Genomic DNA, 15,616 nt, shown 5'->3' with positions numbered 1-15,616 from the left:
TTGGGTTACGGTTTGGCTGCGTCGGTCAGAGCAGCGGTTCCATGCGATCCTCATCGGCGTAGAGAATGCCCGCGCCGTAGTAGGCAGAGATCTTCTCTTCCTCGAGTTTGGTGATCTGGGTGGACGACTTGGTGATCGGCACATCTGCGAAGTGACGCCCGTGGATCGCGTTGATCGTCACGCGGTTCCAGATCTGACAGAAGTGGATTGGCACAAGGCGCTTTCCGCCGCCGTGATCTGCATCAAGCTCGATCTCAAGGTAGCGAACCAGCTGTTCCGGCGCGTCGATCCACATATCCGAGATCACACCGACCTCTTCGCCGTCACCGCCACGCACAACCTTGCCGCGCGGGTCTTTACCGGCGCTGACTCGGTAGGCCTCGGTCGCGCCCATCGGCACGATCTTGGCGTGGCCGTGGCCGTCCAGTTCCGGCTCATCCCGGCGCGGCGTCCAAGCGCCCGAGCCGACACCAGCCTTCATCGGATCGCCCGTCACGTCCCAGGGATAGCCGGTGGAGGGGCGTTCGCGCTCCATCACGTCATCAAGATCGTGGCGGCGATGCTCTTCTTCATTCTCCGCGGAGGGAACCACAACCTTGCCGCGCCCATGGGGCAACTCGAAGGTTTTCGGATCAGGTACTGGGAAAGGGCCTTGGTTCGCGGCTTCGCCACCTTCCTCGGATTCCAGCGGATAGCCTTCGCGCATGTTCTCAGTCTGCAGGTAGTAGATCAGCAGCGCGAAGAAGATCCAGAACAGCCAGATCGATAGGCTTGCGAGGTCAAAGTTGCCAAAGAATGCATTTTCCATGACGTGGGTCCTTTCAAGTGGGGAGGTCGGCGAGGCCGATTTTTGCCCCCCCGTCTTGGGTTTTGGTCGTTCTGGTTCTGACAAGCGGCCCAAGGGCCACGAGTGTCGCGAAAAGCAGGAAGATCTCGAAATGGTAGACGACCTGATAGCCGGTCGCTCCGCTGTCGAGGGCCTCGCCAAGTTGTCCAGACAGGGCGAGGGAATTGACGCCATCGCGGATTGCTCCGCCGATGGCGATTGAGATACCGGCAGCCGTGGCCTGCGCCGCACCCCAAGCACCGAGTGCAAGGCCGCGACCGGCATTTTGCGTGGTCGGCATGGTCATGGCAGCGGTCAGCGTGGCGACAGAGAAGAGGCCACCGCCAAGGCCGATGGCGCAGGCGCCGATGAAGAACAGCTCCGACGAGCCCCATGGGTTTGAGAAGATTACGGCGGAGAAGGCGAGAAGGCCAAAGAGAAGGCCACGGCTCGCCATTCGGAACGGGTTGATGCCCTTCGCCAGCCAACGGGCGGCAAGAGCGAAACCGGTCAGCGCGCCAGCAGCCCACGTGGCGGTCAGGAGCGTCGTGGCGGACACCGACAGGCCAAGAATTTCACCGCCATATGGTTCCAGCAGAACGTCCTGCATATTGAACGCCATGGTTCCGAGGAACACGACGACGAGCAGACGGCCAGCGGTGCCGCCATTGGCGTAATCGGCCCAAGCCTCGCGGAAGGTGGGGCCTGCGACAGCGCGCTCGGCCTTCGACATTGGGCGCACGGTTTCCTGTTTCCAAAGCGCGGCGACGTTCAGAACAAGGGTCAGGACGGCGCAGGATTGGATCACCTGGATGAGCTCCAGCGGGGTGAATTCACGGAGGAACCAGCCGATCACCACGGCGCTGACGCCCATGCCGATCAGGAACATCACATACAGCAGCGCCACGACGCGGGGGCGGGTCTCATCCGTGGCGCGGTCGGCGGCCAGCGCGAGGCCCGCAGTCTGGGTCATGTGCATGCCCACGCCGGTCATCACGAAGGCGAGGCCTGCGAGGATCTCTCCGGCGAAGGGAATGTCGTAGGTGGTTTGCGTGACCTCACCCCCGAGGACCAGAAGGCAGGCGGGCATGATGGCGAGGCCGCCGAATTGCCAGAGCGTGCCGAACCAGAGGTAGGGAATGCGCTTCCAGCCGATGGCCGATTTGTAGGTGTCGGATTTGAAGCCCAGAAGCGCACGGAAGGGGGCGATCAGGACGGGCAGCGCGACCATGCAGGCGACGAGGAAGGCGGGAACCTGAAGCTCTACGATCATGACACGGTTGAGGGTGCCGAGCAGCAGAACGGCGGCCATGCCGACGGAGACCTGGAAGAGGCTCAGCCGCAGCAATTGGCCGAGCGGCAGCTCATCGCTGGCGGCATCTGCGAAGGGCAGATAGCGGATGGATATGCGTTTCAGCATACTCATGCGCGGATCTCCAAGCATTGGGAGATGTAGAAGCCCGACGACACGGTTGCAAGGTTGCAACCGGGGGTTAAGCAATTGTTTTTCAACAATTCTCGCCGTATAGCTTTTTCCGAATGCGGGATCATGACAGGCGAGCGGTCGCTGCGCGGGAAGAGCTTTCCGAGGCCAAAGAACGCCATCAGGAAGGGCGTGCGCGGCGCAACGGTGAAGACGATATGGGGGCAGCGTTTCGCAAGACCCGCAAGCGCACGGCCAAGGTCGGGCGCGGTGTAGTAGATCATCGAATCCATCGCCATGACGTGGTCGAAATCGCCCAGATCGGGGGAGAGCATGTCGCCCGAGCGGAAGGTCACGCGATGGGAGAGTTCCTCGGGCAGACGCTTCGCCGCGATGTCGATGAGTTGCGGCGAGATGTCGATGGCGACAACGTCCGCGCCGCGTTTGGCCAATTCCTCGGTCATGGCCCCCGTGCCACAGCCTGCATCGAGCACGCGGCGGCCTGTCAAATCATCCGGCAAGGCGGCCAACATCGTCGCGCGCATCCGGTCGCGGCCCGCGCGCACAGTGCGGCGGATGCCGGAGACCGGCGCGTCAGAGGTCAACCGCTCCCACGTTTTGGTCGCGGTGCGGTCGAAATAGGCCTCTACCCGGTTGCGGGTGGCGTCATATGTGGGCGTGTCCACCAAGTCAGTCGAACCCCAGCAATTCAAAGATATCGCGGTCTTCCAGCGGCGCGGGCGCGAGCGGATCGGTGCCCGCATAGAGCACCTCGGCCAGACGGATGTATTCAGCGCGGCACTGCACGATGTCTTCGTCATCGGGCATCTCGAAGAGGGTCTTCTTTTTGAGCCTAGAGCGCCGAATAGCGTCTACATCTGGCATATGTCCGATGCGCTTGAAGCCGACCTTGTCGCAGTAGCGGTCAACCTCATCCGTGTCCTTGGAGCGGTTGGCGACGCAGCCCGCGAGACGCACGTTGTAGTTTTTCGACTTGGCCTGCACGGCGGCGATGATGCGGTTCATCGCGTAGATGCTGTCGAAATCATTGGCCGTCACAATCATCGCGCGGTCGGCGTGCTGGAGCGGCGCGGCAAAGCCGCCGCAAACCACATCGCCGAGGACGTCGAACAGAACGACATCGGTGTCTTCCAAAAGGTGATGCTGCTTGAGCAGTTTTACCGTCTGACCCACGACATAGCCGCCGCAGCCGGTGCCAGCGGGCGGGCCACCGGCCTCGATACACTGCACGCCGTTGAAGCCTTCGGTCATGAAATCTTCGGGGCGGAGTTCTTCGGCGTGGAAATCGACGTCCTTCAGGATGTCGATCACGGTGGGCTGAAGCATACCCGTCAGCGTGAAGGTGCTGTCATGCTTGGGGTCGCAGCCGATTTGCAGGACCTTTTTGCCGAGTTTGGAGAAGGCCGCGGAGAGATTCGAAGACGTGGTCGATTTTCCGATGCCACCCTTACCGTAGACCGCAAAGACCTTCGCGCCTTCGATCTTCATGTCGTCGGTTTGATGCACCTGAAGGGAGCCTTCCCCATCCTGACCGCGCAGCACGGGTGGCGATTTGATACCGCGCGCCTCAAGCCCGGCGGCTTCGCGCATCGCGGCGCGGGCGGCGGGGGGGTTCTTGTCGTCCAGCATCGGTCGCTCTCCTATTCCGCAGCCACGTTGAGGCCTTCGAGGGTGTCCTCGAGTTCGTCCGCGCCAGCCTGTAGCGCGGCCAACGTGGCCTCATCGGGTTGCCAGTAATTCCGTTCGTGGGCCTCCAGCAGGCGGTTCGCCATGCGGGCAGAGGCTTGGGGGTTCAGGGCCGCCAGACGGCGGCGCATGTCTTCGTCGAGCACAAAGGTTTCGCTCAGGCGCTGGTAAACCCATGGGTCGACCTGACCGGTGGTGGCGGACCAGCCCATCGTGTTGGTCACTTGCGCCTCGATCTGGCGGACGCCTTCGTGGCCGTGCTTGAGCAGCCCTTCGAACCATTTGGGGTTGAGGGAGCGGGACCGGGTTTCGAGTGCCACTTGTTCTTGCAGGGTGCGGACTTTGCCGTCGCCGCGCGTCTGATCTCCGATGAAGACGGGCGCTTCGGTGCCACCCTTGGCGCGCTTTACGGCGCGGGAGATGCCACCGAGCGTGTCGAAGTAATGGTCGACGGTGGTGACGCCCAGTTCGACGGATTCGAGGTTTTGATAGGCGAGGTCCACGTCCTTGAGCGCGCTTTGCAGCATTTCGGCGTTTTTGTGGGCCTTGCCGTCGATGCCATAGGCAAAGCTTTTGCGCGCCTCGTAGGCGTCGGCGAGTTCATCTTCTTCGCCCCAAGCGCCGCTATCGACCAGCGCGTTGACGTTGGAGCCGTAGGCGCCTTCGGCGTTGGAGAAGACGCGCAGGGCGGCTTCTTCCATCGGGACGCCGCGTTCTTCGGCGTAGGCCAACGCGTGGGCGCGGACGAAGTTTTGATCGAGCGGTTCATCGGCGGTGGCGGCCTTGTAGGCGGCTTCGGCCAGCATCCGGGTTTGCAGCGGCAGCAGGTCGCGGAAGATGCCCGAAAGGGTCATCACCACATCGATGCGGGGGCGACCCAGTTCCGTGAGTGGGATCAGGTCGGCCCCGCCGAGGCGGCCATATTCGTCAAAGCGCGGCTTAGCGCCGAGCAGGGCGAGGGCTTGGGAAATCGGGCCGCCATCGGATTTGATATTGTCGGACCCCCAGAGGACAAGGGCGACGGAACGGGGCATCTCATCCGCCGCGTCGATCAGTTTCTGCGCCTGCTTTGCGCCGTCTTGCAGGGCGAAAGCGGTGGGCATGCGGAACGGATCGAAGGCGTGGATATTGCGGCCCGTCGGCAGAACCTCGGGCGAGCGGATCAGATCGCCGCCGGGAACGGGTTCGATGAAGCGGCCTTCGAGGGCGCGCATGAGGCCCTGGATTTCGGATTGTTCGCGGAGGAGGTCGGCGATTTTGGCGCGCGTTTCCTCGGTCGTGTCGGCCATGACGCGGAGATGTTCTTGCAGTTCGGCCTCGCCCATGGGCTTGCCAAGGATGTGGAGGCCATCGGGGATCAGCGCGTCTTCGGTTTCCAGCAGCGTGAGCCAGAGCGTGTCGGCGTCGCCTTGCAGGTCAACGGCATCGGCCTGCGTGGCGATGAGCGCCTCTAAGTCTTCGCGTTCGGGGGCGTTTGGCGGAAGGGCGCGCCAGCGTGTAAGGCTATCCTTCAGTTCGGCCAGGCCCTTGTAGAGACCTGAGGCGGCGAGCGGCGGGGTCAGGTGCGTGATTGTGACGGCGTTGGAGCGGCGTTTGGCGAGGGTGGCTTCCGAGGGGTTGTTGGAGGCGTAGAGGTAGACGTTGGGCAGCTCGCCGATCAGGCGGTCCGGCCAATCGCGCGCGCCCAAGCCGGCCTGCTTGCCGGGCATGAATTCGAGCGCGCCGTGCATGCCGAAGTGCAAAAGGACATCGGCCTCAAACGTGTTGCGGAGCCAGAGGTAGAATTGCGTGAAGGCGTGGGTGGGGGCGAAACCCTTCTCGAACAGAAGGCGCATCGGGTCGCCTTCATAGCCGAAGGTGGGCTGCACGCCGACGAAGACGTTGCCGAACTGCTGGCCCAGAATGAAAACGCCGCGCCCGTCGGACTGGATCTTGCCGGGCGCGGGGCCCCAGACGGATTCGATGGCCGCGAGGGGGGGCGTGTTGGCGACGATGGTGTCGGCGGAGACATGGGCGGCGACGTTGGCCTCTTGCCCGTACTGCTTGGCGTTGCCTTGCAGGACGGCGTCGCGGAGTGCATCGACGGAAGTAGGGACGTCGACGTCGTAGCCGCGTGATTTCAGGCTCTGCAGGGTGTTGTAGAGACTTTCGAAGACGGAAAGATAGGCGGCGGTGCCGATGGCGCCTGCGTTGGGCGGGAAGCCGAAGAGGACGATGCCGAGCTTCTTTTCCGCGTTCTGCTTACGGCGGAGGGTGGCGAGGCGGCGGGTCTTTTCGACGAGCGAGATGATCCGTTCAGGGCACGGGGCCATGGCTTTGGTGTCGGACACACCTTCGCAGCTCATGTGGCAACCGGTGCAGCCCTCAGTGCCGTGGCGGCCGCCGAAAACGGTGGGGTTGGTGGCGCCGTCGATTTCCGGCAGGGCGACGAGCATTGTCGTCTCAACCGGACCCAGACCACCGTCGCAGGAAGCCCATTGGCCAAGGGTCTGAAACTCGATCGGGTGTGCGGCGATATAGGGGACGTCGAGGGACTTCAGCACTTCGACCGCCGCTGCACTGTCGTTGTAGGCGGGTCCACCGATGAGGCTGAAGCCGGTGAGGGAAACGAGTGCGTCGATCTTGTCGCCTTCGAAATAGGCGCTGATTGCGGGGCGGCCATCAAGGCCACCTGCGAAGGCGGGCAGAACCGCGATGCCTGCATCCTGCATCTGGCGAATGACGGCGTCGTAATGGGCGGTGTCGGAGGCCAGCAGGTAGGACCGCATCATCAGGAGGCCGACGGTTGCGACTGGGTTTTCCGGTTGGGGAAGATCGGTGGCGTCGGTGGTGATGTGATGATCGGGCAGGTCGGGGTGGTAGAGGCCAACCTCAGGGTAGTCGATGGGTGCTGCGGCATCCGCGCTACGGAACGCGGCGTCGCTGGCGTAGCGACCCACAAGGAAGCGGACCATCTGTTCGACGTTGTCGTCGGACCCGCCCAACCAATATTGCATGGTCAGGAACCAGGCGCGGAGATCCTGCGCTTTGCCGGGGATGAATTTGAGAATCTTGGGCAGGCGACGCAGCAGCTTCATCTGCTTTTCGCCGGAATTGGCAGACGGTTCCTTAGAGCCGCGCAGCTTCTTCAACAGCTTCATAGGGCCGGAAGCCGGTTTTTGCATGTCCAACTCACCCATGCGGGTTTGCTGGACGACTTCTTTCGACGAGATGATGCCGATCATGGCGTCGCAATGGTCGCGACGCGCCTTCAGGTCAGGAAGGATGGCGTTGATATGCTCTTCAATGAAGAGAAGGTTGGTGACGATGATATCGCCGTGTTTGACGGCCAGTTTGGCCTCTTCCAGCGCTTCGGGGTTCTCGGCCCATTCAGCGGCGGCATGGACGGAGACGTTGAGGCCCGGAAACTCGGTCGACAGGCGTTCAGACACGCGCGCCGCAGGGCCTGCGACGTGGTGATCGAGCGTTACGATCACAACCCGGTATCCGGGGATATGCGTGTCGTCACCGCGCAAAGTGTGCTTTCGCCTCGTAAAGGGTGTCGAGGGAGATTTCGTGCAGGCCCTGATCGGCTGCGAATTTCTCAGTGTTGCGGCGGGCTTTGCCGCGCACGAAGAAGGGGATCTTTTTGAGCTCCTTTTCGGCGTCTGCGAGCCAGACCATGACGTCGGAGCCGGTTTCGGGTGCTTCGCTTTCGCTCGGCCCCTCCTCCACCCTGTCGGGTGTCCTCGCAGCTTCGATGGGTTTTGGGCTGTGACCGCCGTGATGGCTTGGCCCGGCTTCGTCGTGGAATTCGAAATCCTCGCGGAACATGGCGAGCAGATGTTCTTCGAGACCCATGACAAGCGGATGGATCCAGGTGTCGAAAATCACGTTCGCGCCTTCCCAGCCCATCTGCGGGGAATACCGCGCTGGGAAATCCTGCACGTGGACGGGGGCGGAGATGACGGCGCAGGGAATGCCAAGGCGTTTGCCGATATGGCGCTCCATCTGGGTGCCGAGGATCATCTCGGGCGCAGCATCGGCGATGGCCTGTTCGACTTCGAGATAGTCGTCGGTGATCAGGGCCGGGACGCCAAACTCCTTGGCCAGCGCCCGGATCGGACGCGCGAATTCGCGATTGTAGCAGCCGAGGCCCACGACCTCGAACCCCATCTCATCGCGGGCGATGCGGGCGGCGGTTTGGACATGGGTGGCGTCGCCAAACAGGAAGACGCGCTTGCCGGTCAGGTAGGTGCTGTCGACGGACTTGGACCACCAGGGCTGGCGCAGACGAGAGAGGTCTGTTTTCGGCTCTACACCGCAAATTTGGGCCACTTCCTTGACGAAATCATGGGTGGCGCCAACGCCGATGGGCACGGTCTTGGTGTAGGGCTGTCCGCAGGTCTTCTCAAGATGGCGTGCGGCGGCCTCAGCATGTTCGGGATACATGAGGATGTTGGCGTGCGCCGCCCCGAGACGGGTGATGTCTTCGGGCGTGGCATCGAAGGGGGCCACGACATTCACGCCGATCCCCATTTCGTAGAGCAGGCCTTTGACTTCTTCGATGTCGTCGCGGTGCCGGAAGCCAAGGGCGAGGGGGCCAAGGAGATTCACGGTGACGTCCGGCGTGCGGTCCATCGGCCCGGCGAGGTGGCGGACGATCTGGTAGAACGTCTCATCCGAGCCGAAGTTTTCCTTGCGCTGGTAGGACGGCAGTTCGAGCGGAATGACTGGGACGGGAATGTTCATCGTCTCGGCCAGACCACCGGGGTCATCCTGGATCAACTCAGCGGTGCAGGAGGCGCCGACGATGAGCGCCTGCGGTTTGAAGCGGTCGTACGCATCCTGACAGGTGGCCTTGAAGATGCCCGCCGTGTCTTCGCCAAGGTCACGGCCTTCGAACGTGGTGTAGGTGACGGGCGGGCGGTGATCGCGCCGCTCAATCATGGTGAAGAGCAGGTCTGCGTAGGTATCGCCCTGGGGGGCGTGGAGCACGTAGTGCAGGCCCTTCATGGCGGTGGCCACGCGCATCGCGCCGACATGGGGCGGGCCCTCATATGTCCAGACGGTGAGTTTCATTCCGCAGCCTCCAATTTCAGGAGGGACCGGCGACGCACTGGCCGCGAGAAAAGGCCTGCGAGGTCGCCTGCCTGTTCGTAGAAATGGACGGGGGTGAAAACGAGTTCGATGGCCCATTTCGTGGTCAGGCCTTCGGCTTCTAGCGGGTTGGCGAGGCCGAGGCCGCAGACTGTCAGGTCCGGGCGCGCCGCGCGAACGCGGTCGAGTTGTTTGTCGACGTCCTGGCCCTCGGAGATCGTGGGGCCTGCTGGGATGAGATCCATGTCGGGGCCGACGAGGCCTTTGTGGATGTAGGGTTGGCCGATCTCGATGGCTTCCATGCCGCATTCGCGGGTGAGGAAGCGGGCCAGCGGCAGTTCGAGTTGGCTGTCGGGCAGGAAGAAGATGGTCTTGCCGTTCAGGTGCTCGGACGCGTTGGCGATCGCTTTGCGGGCGCGGGCGCGGGGGGCATCGGTGACGCGAGCGAAGGTTTCGTCGTCCACGCCAAATTCGTCAGCGATGGCGCGGAGCCAGAGGGTGGTGCCTTCCTCGCCGAAGGGGAACGGGGCCTGGATATGATGCGCACCGCGGCGAGTGAGGGCGGCGGCCGTGTCGCCGAGAAACGGCTGGAGACAGGCGAAGACGGTGTTGGGGCCGATACCGGGGGTCTCAGCCGTGCGCGGGGCGGGGAGGACTCGGATCGGGCCGATGCCCATTTGGGTCAAGAGGGAGACGGCCTGGTCTTCGACGACGTCGGGCAGGGCGCCGACGAGCAGGAGTTCGCGCTGGTCGGTGGAGGGCAGGACGGGGACCATGGAGGCGAGGCAGGCATCTTCGCCTTGGGTGAACGTCGTCTCGATCCCTGAGCCGGAATAGTTCAGGACGCGGACGTGGGGGGCGTGGACTTGCGTCAGGCGCTCAGCGGCGCGGGCGAGGTCGAGCTTGATGACTTCAGACGGGCAGGAACCGACGAGGAAGAGCTGCTTGATGTCAGGGCGGCGTGACAGGAGGCGGGCGACTTCGCGGTCCAATTCCTCATGCGCGTCGGCCATGCCGGCCAGATCGCCCTCTTCAAGAATCGCGGTGCCGAAGCGGGGTTCGGCGAAAATCATCACGCCTGCGGCGGATTGCAGGAGGTGGGCGCAGGTGCGGGAGCCGATGACGAGGAAGAACGCGTCCTGCATCTTTCTGTGCAACCAGATGATGCCGGTGAGGCCGCAGAAGACCTCGCGCTGGCCACGTTCCTTGAGGATGGGAGCGTCGCGGCAGGTGGTGGCAGGGACGGAAGTAGGGGTGTTCATGCGCGTGCCTCCGCGTCGAGGCGGGCCATGCGGAGTTTCCACAGAAACTGGCCTGCGTTGATGACGTAAGCCGCGTAGGCCGCAAGAGCGATCCACATCTGTGTGTCGGCTGGCCACGATGCCAGAAGCGCCCAGACATAGGTGAGGTGGAGCGCGATCACGGCAAAAGAAAAGACGTCTTCCCAAAAGAACGCGGGGGCGAAAAGCCATTGGCCGAAAACGACTTTTTCCCAGATCGCACCGGTGACCATGATCGTCAGCAGGATCACGGTCTTCAGGATGATGGATGCGGTTGCGGCGGTGTAGCCAATGTCGGCCCAAAGATAGCTCAACACCAAGGCCAGAGAGACGAGGAACACCACGAACTGCAACGGCGCCAAGACGCCTTGAACCGTGGTCCAAACGGTGGCGTCGCGTCTTGCACGTTCCTCAGCTGTGTAAAGCTGCCTGGCTGGCAGCTCCGTCAAGGTGTCGCTCGGCATTCGAATTCGATTCCTCCAGGCCCTTCCCAAAAGGTAGGGCTGTAAACCCGATAGTGTCAATCTAAACTTACACTTTTGACCGAGCCTCTACGGCACCGCATCAGGATTTGACAGGTGGCGCTGCGCTCAAGTTTTCTTGGCTTTTTTTGGTGTGACTGATAGGAAAAGCGCGCTTACGCGGCGGCCAGATCGTTGCAGTGTCAATTTCCTTTGACATTCGCATGCCGACTCGGCGACACTCTTGTCACGACGGCTGGCTCCCGTAAGAGCGCATTCCGCACGGGGACTCCGTGTTTCGTGAGCAAAGGTTTGGCATCACGATGGCCGACGATCGCAGATCGACACCGACCGAGCCCGCCGTTCTGGCGGGTCCTGACGTGCGCGGTCTTGCGCGAGAAGCCATCCGCATTCTGGCGAGCCGGAACGAAGAACAGCCCGACCGCCTTCGCGCTCGGATGGATCGTCTGTGCGAAGCATTTTTATCGGAAGACGAAGAAGAGCGGCACGTCGCGATCCAGAACCTGCGTAATGAAGGCGTCGCTGACACGGAGATCATTGACCATGTGATCCCCGAAGTGGCGCGCATTCTCGGACAGCGTTGGGCAGACGACACTTTGAGCTTTGCCGAGGTCAGCATTGGATCGGCCCGTTTACAGGAAACGGTTCGCGCCCTGATCGCTCGTGACATTGTGCCGATGGGCGCGGTGTCTGCTGACCATCTGAACGCGCCGCGCATATTGCTGATTATCCCACGGCCCGAGGATCACACCTTGGGCACGTTTGTTGCCGCTGACCAATTCCGGCGGCTTGGCTATGCCGTTGACATCATCGTGGACCAACATGCACGTCAGGCGGCGCTTGAGCTGAGAAAACATCAATATGTGATGGTCGGATTGACGATCGGCGGTCGCAGAACCCTTGCATCGGCAAGAGAATTGGTGGAAATAATTCGTACTACAGCAACGCGTGCTACGCCTGTGGTGCTTGGCGGTTCGTTCGTCGAAACCGCCAGTGACCTGAAGCAGGCAACAGGCGTGGATCACGTCGCTGTATCGGTAAGGGACGCGCTAGAGAAGTGTGGCTTGGACATCGCGAGGGCAGACCCCTCACATAATACGATGCCGAGTCATGAATGAAGATGGGGAACGATCTGTGACGGAAAGTAGGTTCCTATGAACACGCGCGGATCAGATTTTTGGGATCAACCCTCGACGCCCCCAATCGGGCCCGAGCAATTCAATGAGATCGTCACCACGGCGGCGGATCTTGCAATTGTCCTCGACACCGAGGGGAAGGTTCACTCGGTTATCACCAACCCGCTAAACCCGACCTTGGGCCGGCTCGACCATTGGAAAGATCGCGATATCCGCGAATTCATGGCCGAAGACAGCATGCCCAAGATCGAGGCGCAGCTGGAGGCGTATCGCAGCGGCGGAAAGGCCAAGGTTGATGCGATCGAGGTGAACCACTTCGACAATGCGAATTGGGAGTTCCCGATCCGCTACACGCTCCACAAAACCGGGCGCGAGAATATCATCCTTATGCTGGGACGCGATCTGCGCCCCATCGCAGAGCTTCAGCATCGCCTCGTGAAGGCGCAGCTGGCGCTCGAGAAGGACTACGAGACACACCGCGATTACGAGACACGCTACCGCGTGATCATGGAAGCCGCGCGCGATGCGCTGGTTCTGGTTGATGTGGGCACCGGGCGTATCGTTGATCTGAACTCTTCTGCAGCCGAGATTCTGGGCGCCGAAACGGAGGCGCTGACTGGTGCCGCCTTCACACAGGAATTCGAAGGCAAGCGGCGCGGTGAGTTTATCGAAGGGCTGGTCCTTGCGGCCAGTGATGAAACTGCACGCTCGGTCAGCGTTCAAACCCGGCGGTCTGACGCAGACGTCGTTTTGCACCCGATGGTGTTCCGCGCCGCAGGCGACAAGACGTTGCTGTGCCGGATTGAGACAGCAGGCAATTCCGAGACGGTCGCCGCCGAGCTAAGCCAGGTTCTGTCTGCGCTTTACCGCGATGGCGCAGACGCAGTTGTCTTTACCGACGCCCATGGTGTCATCAGGTCTGCCAACGATGCGTTCCTTGGCCTGTGCGATGCCGGGCAACTTGCAGATGTTAAAGGCAAATCACTGGGTGATTTCCTTGCTCGCGGATCTGTCGACCTGAAGGTGCTGATGGACAACGCCGCGCGCAATAAGAAGATGCGCCTGTATTCCACACGGCTGGAAGGCGAGTTTGGCTCGCAGCTTTCCGTGGAGCTTTCGGCCACGCACATGACAACCGGCGGTCGTGCCGGATTTGCGTTTGTCATCCGCGATACAAGCCGGATGGAAGTGGTGCGCGAACCGATCAGCGCCCTGCCGGGGCCTGCGCCGATGTCAGATGATGCGATGCGCAATGTCATGGATCTCGTTGGATCAGCCCCGTTGAAGGACATCGTTTCGGCGACGACGGATGTGGTCGAAAAAATGTGCATCGAAACGGCGGTTGAGCTGACGGATAATAACCGTGTCGCAGCGGCCGAGATGTTGGGTCTGTCGCGCCAGTCCCTCTACGTGAAGTTGCGCAAATACGGGCTGCTGGCGAAGAACGACAACAGCTCTAGCGATCAAGCGTAAACCTGCCTTTACACTTGCCGACTCGTAGGGTGTCAGCTTAAGCTGACACTATGAGTGTAACGACCGACCTCAATACATCGGAAACGCCGCGAACGTTGCCCGAACCGCGGGCCGTTCTGACGCTTCTGAAACCCATCACATGGTTTCCGCCGATGTGGGCGTATCTGTGCGGCGCAGTCTCGGCTGGCGTCGCGCCGTCGGGACATTGGTTGGTACTCGGGCTTGGCGTTGTTCTGGCCGGTCCGGTTGTCTGCGGGATGAGCCAGGCGGCCAATGATTGGTGTGACCGACACGTGGACGCGATCAACGAGCCCAACCGCCCGATTCCATCGGGTCGCATTCCAGGCCGTTGGGGTCTGTGGATTGCGTTGATCATGTCGGTCTTCGCGGCACTGCTTGGCTTGGCGCTGGGGCCATGGGGCTTCGGTGCGACCCTGGTGGCGATTGCTGCGGCTTGGGCCTATTCGGTGGAGCCGATCCGCCTGAAGCGGTCGGGCTGGTGGGGGCCGGGATTGGTAGGCCTATCCTATGAAAGCCTGCCGTGGTTCACCGGGGCTGCGGTGCTGTCCGCAGGCGCACCGTCATTGCCGGTGATCATTGTGGCTTTGCTTTACGGCATCGGCGCGCATGGCATCATGACACTCAACGATTTCAAAGCATTGGAGGGGGACCGCCAGATGGGCGTGAACTCCCTGCCTGTGACGATGGGGCCGGAGCGCGCGGCGAAGCTGGCCTGCGTTGTGATGGCTGTTCCGCAAGCGGTGGTCATTGGGCTGCTGATCTACTGGTCCCTGCCCTTCTATGCGCTCGCCATCGGCGTCTCGCTGGCGCTGCAACTGGCCGCGATGCGCGTGATGCTACGCGACCCGAAAGGCAAAGCGCCTTGGTATAATGGCACGGGCGTGACTCTTTACGTGCTTGGCATGATGGTCACGGCGGTCGCCATCAGGGGGCTGACATGACCTTGGGCTGGGGCGGCATCGCACGGCTTTGCTTGTGCAACATGGCCATCGGTGGCCTCGCCGCTTTACCCGTGAACCTCTTCAACCGGTTGATGACAGTGGATCTGGGTTGGCCTGCCATCCTGCCCGGCCTTCTGGTGGCGTTGCACTACGGTGTTCAGATGACGCGACCCATGTGGGGGCACCGTTCTGATGCGAAAGGCGGTCGCACTCCGTTCATCATCGGCGGAACTGTCTGTGTGGGCATCGGCCTTGTGATGACAGCCTACGGCATTGGCTATCTCAGCGGCGCGATGGCGCTTGCGGTTTGGATTGTCGCCTACGCGCTGATCGGGCTTGGGATCGGGGCGGCCGGCACGTCGTTCCTTGCCTTGCTGGCCACCGCATCGCCGGATGACCGGAAGCCCGCTGCGGCGACGTTCGCCTGGCTGATGCTGATCTTCGGGGCCATCGTGACGTCCATCGGGACTGGCATCGCGTTAGAGCCATACTCAGAAGAGCGTTTGATGGCCGTCGTTCCGGTTGTGGCCCTCCTCGCTGCCCTCCTCGCATTTGTTGCAACTTGGGGGGTGGAAGCGAAATTGGGTCCCGCGCCCGCACCCGAAAACCCCAAGCTTGGCCCTGCGATCGCCGCGACATGGGCCGATCCGGCAGCGCGTGCGTTCACCGGGTTTGTCTTTCTCTCCATCCTCGCCTTCTATCTTTCCGAGCTGGTGCTGGAGCCCTTTGCGGGCCATGTCCACGGGCTATCGCCGGAGGATTCCACCAAGCTCAGCGGTGGGAAAGATGGCGCGGCCCTCCTTGGGATGCTGCTGGCCGGTGGCCTCAGCCAGTTCCGCATCGGCTCACTCAGGATCTGGGCGATGGTTGGGTGCATGATTTCCGCCGCTGGTTTGATTGGCCTTGGTATGGGGCTGCATCTGCTGGCGTTCACGGTCGTGCTTGGTCTTGGCAATGGGCTGTTCGTTGTGGGGGCCATCGGCTCCATGATGCGGCTGGCATCCGAGCGGCGCGGCGCAGCCGGCACGCGCATGGGGCTTTTTGGTGCCGCGCAAGCTGTGGCCGCTGGCCTTGCCGGGCTGATCGCCACTGGCATCCTCGATATCGCGCGCCTCGCCATGCCGACCCAAGCCGCTTACGCCACGGTCTTCGGGCTTGAGGCGATCCTGTTCTTGGCCGCTGCCCTCGTGGCGGGACGGCTTCTTCATGCACGGCCATCAGAGCCTCAGCTACAACCGGGAGAGTAAC

12 protein-coding genes are annotated in these 15,616 nt (G+C 62.2%); 4 read left to right on the top strand and 8 right to left on the bottom strand.

Annotated elements, in window-relative coordinates; genetic code table 11:
• Positions 1–25: 25 nt before the first annotated feature.
• From puhA to bchF, 8 genes are read right to left on the bottom strand one after another with little or no spacing between them, the layout of a single operon-like run.
• Positions 26–808 (bottom strand): photosynthetic reaction center subunit H, encoded by a 783-nt coding sequence (puhA, locus tag V8J81_RS17320; protein WP_368476997.1) that lies wholly within the window; start codon positions 806–808, stop codon positions 26–28.
• Positions 809–821: 13 nt separating this feature from the next.
• Positions 822–2,252, bottom strand: coding sequence for a PucC family protein (locus tag V8J81_RS17315; protein WP_368476996.1), 1,431 nt, complete (start codon positions 2,250–2,252; stop codon positions 822–824).
• Entirely contained in the window at positions 2,249–2,938 is a 690-nt protein-coding gene (gene bchM, locus V8J81_RS17310) for a magnesium protoporphyrin IX methyltransferase (protein WP_368476995.1), read from the bottom strand. Before bchM ends, V8J81_RS17315 begins: the two co-directional genes overlap by 4 nt.
• Before the next feature lies 1 nt (position 2,939).
• Positions 2,940–3,860 carry a ferredoxin:protochlorophyllide reductase (ATP-dependent) iron-sulfur ATP-binding protein gene (gene bchL, locus V8J81_RS17305; RefSeq protein ID WP_368477671.1) on the bottom strand — a complete coding sequence of 307 codons (921 nt, stop codon included), beginning with the start codon at positions 3,858–3,860 and terminating at the stop codon, positions 2,940–2,942.
• 50 nt (positions 3,861–3,910) lie between these two features.
• Complete coding sequence (locus V8J81_RS17300; protein ID WP_368476994.1) at positions 3,911–7,471, bottom strand: magnesium chelatase subunit H; 3,561 nt, start codon at positions 7,469–7,471, stop codon at positions 3,911–3,913.
• Positions 7,461–9,017: a ferredoxin:protochlorophyllide reductase (ATP-dependent) subunit B gene (gene bchB / locus V8J81_RS17295; RefSeq protein ID WP_368476993.1), complete on the bottom strand. Its 1,557-nt coding sequence runs from the start codon at positions 9,015–9,017 to the stop codon at positions 7,461–7,463. The genes V8J81_RS17300 and bchB overlap by 11 nt, the downstream gene beginning before the upstream one ends.
• Entirely contained in the window at positions 9,014–10,297 is a 1,284-nt protein-coding gene (locus tag V8J81_RS17290; RefSeq protein WP_368476992.1) for a ferredoxin:protochlorophyllide reductase (ATP-dependent) subunit N, read from the bottom strand. The genes bchB and V8J81_RS17290 overlap by 4 nt, the downstream gene beginning before the upstream one ends.
• Positions 10,294–10,779: a 2-vinyl bacteriochlorophyllide hydratase gene (bchF, locus tag V8J81_RS17285; RefSeq protein ID WP_368476991.1), complete on the bottom strand. Its 486-nt coding sequence runs from the start codon at positions 10,777–10,779 to the stop codon at positions 10,294–10,296. The genes V8J81_RS17290 and bchF overlap by 4 nt, the downstream gene beginning before the upstream one ends.
• Positions 10,780–11,156: 377 nt before the next feature.
• Here bchF and V8J81_RS17280 point away from each other — a divergent pair, with 377 nt between their 5' ends.
• From V8J81_RS17280 to V8J81_RS17265, 4 genes are read left to right on the top strand one after another with little or no spacing between them, the layout of a single operon-like run.
• Positions 11,157–11,915 carry a cobalamin B12-binding domain-containing protein gene (locus V8J81_RS17280; protein WP_368476990.1) on the top strand — a complete coding sequence of 253 codons (759 nt, stop codon included), beginning with the start codon at positions 11,157–11,159 and terminating at the stop codon, positions 11,913–11,915.
• Between the two features lie 36 nt (positions 11,916–11,951).
• A complete protein-coding gene (gene ppsR / locus V8J81_RS17275; RefSeq protein WP_368476989.1) occupies positions 11,952–13,406 on the top strand; it encodes a transcriptional regulator PpsR in 1,455 nt (484 codons plus the stop codon).
• Between the two features lie 50 nt (positions 13,407–13,456).
• Positions 13,457–14,368 carry a chlorophyll synthase ChlG gene (gene chlG, locus V8J81_RS17270; RefSeq protein ID WP_368476988.1) on the top strand — a complete coding sequence of 304 codons (912 nt, stop codon included), beginning with the start codon at positions 13,457–13,459 and terminating at the stop codon, positions 14,366–14,368.
• A complete protein-coding gene (locus tag V8J81_RS17265) occupies positions 14,365–15,615 on the top strand; it encodes an MFS transporter (RefSeq protein ID WP_368476987.1) in 1,251 nt (416 codons plus the stop codon). The genes chlG and V8J81_RS17265 overlap by 4 nt, the downstream gene beginning before the upstream one ends.
• Position 15,616: the final 1 nt, after the last annotated feature.

The organism is Gymnodinialimonas sp. 202GB13-11 (assembly GCF_040932485.1).
Classification (GTDB): Bacteria; Pseudomonadota; Alphaproteobacteria; order Rhodobacterales; family Rhodobacteraceae; genus Gymnodinialimonas; species Gymnodinialimonas hymeniacidonis.
This window is presented reverse-complemented; position numbering and strand designations above follow the sequence as displayed.

What these genes read in the sequence shown, in the direction of transcription:
- puhA (WP_368476997.1), bottom strand. Translation starts at nt 808, where the DNA reads ATGGAAAATGCATTCTTTGGCAACTTTGACCTCGCAAGCCTATCGATC.
- V8J81_RS17315 (WP_368476996.1), bottom strand. Translation starts at nt 2,252, where the DNA reads ATGAGTATGCTGAAACGCATATCCATCCGCTATCTGCCCTTCGCAGAT.
- bchL (WP_368477671.1), bottom strand. Translation starts at nt 3,860, where the DNA reads ATGCGCGAAGCCGCCGGGCTTGAGGCGCGCGGTATCAAATCGCCACCC.
- bchB (WP_368476993.1), bottom strand. Translation starts at nt 9,017, where the DNA reads ATGAAACTCACCGTCTGGACATATGAGGGCCCGCCCCATGTCGGCGCG.
- V8J81_RS17290 (WP_368476992.1), bottom strand. Translation starts at nt 10,297, where the DNA reads ATGAACACCCCTACTTCCGTCCCTGCCACCACCTGCCGCGACGCTCCC.
- bchF (WP_368476991.1), bottom strand. Translation starts at nt 10,779, where the DNA reads ATGCCGAGCGACACCTTGACGGAGCTGCCAGCCAGGCAGCTTTACACA.
- ppsR (WP_368476989.1), top strand. Translation starts at nt 11,952, where the DNA reads ATGAACACGCGCGGATCAGATTTTTGGGATCAACCCTCGACGCCCCCA.
- chlG (WP_368476988.1), top strand. Translation starts at nt 13,457, where the DNA reads ATGAGTGTAACGACCGACCTCAATACATCGGAAACGCCGCGAACGTTG.
- V8J81_RS17265 (WP_368476987.1), top strand. Translation starts at nt 14,365, where the DNA reads ATGACCTTGGGCTGGGGCGGCATCGCACGGCTTTGCTTGTGCAACATG.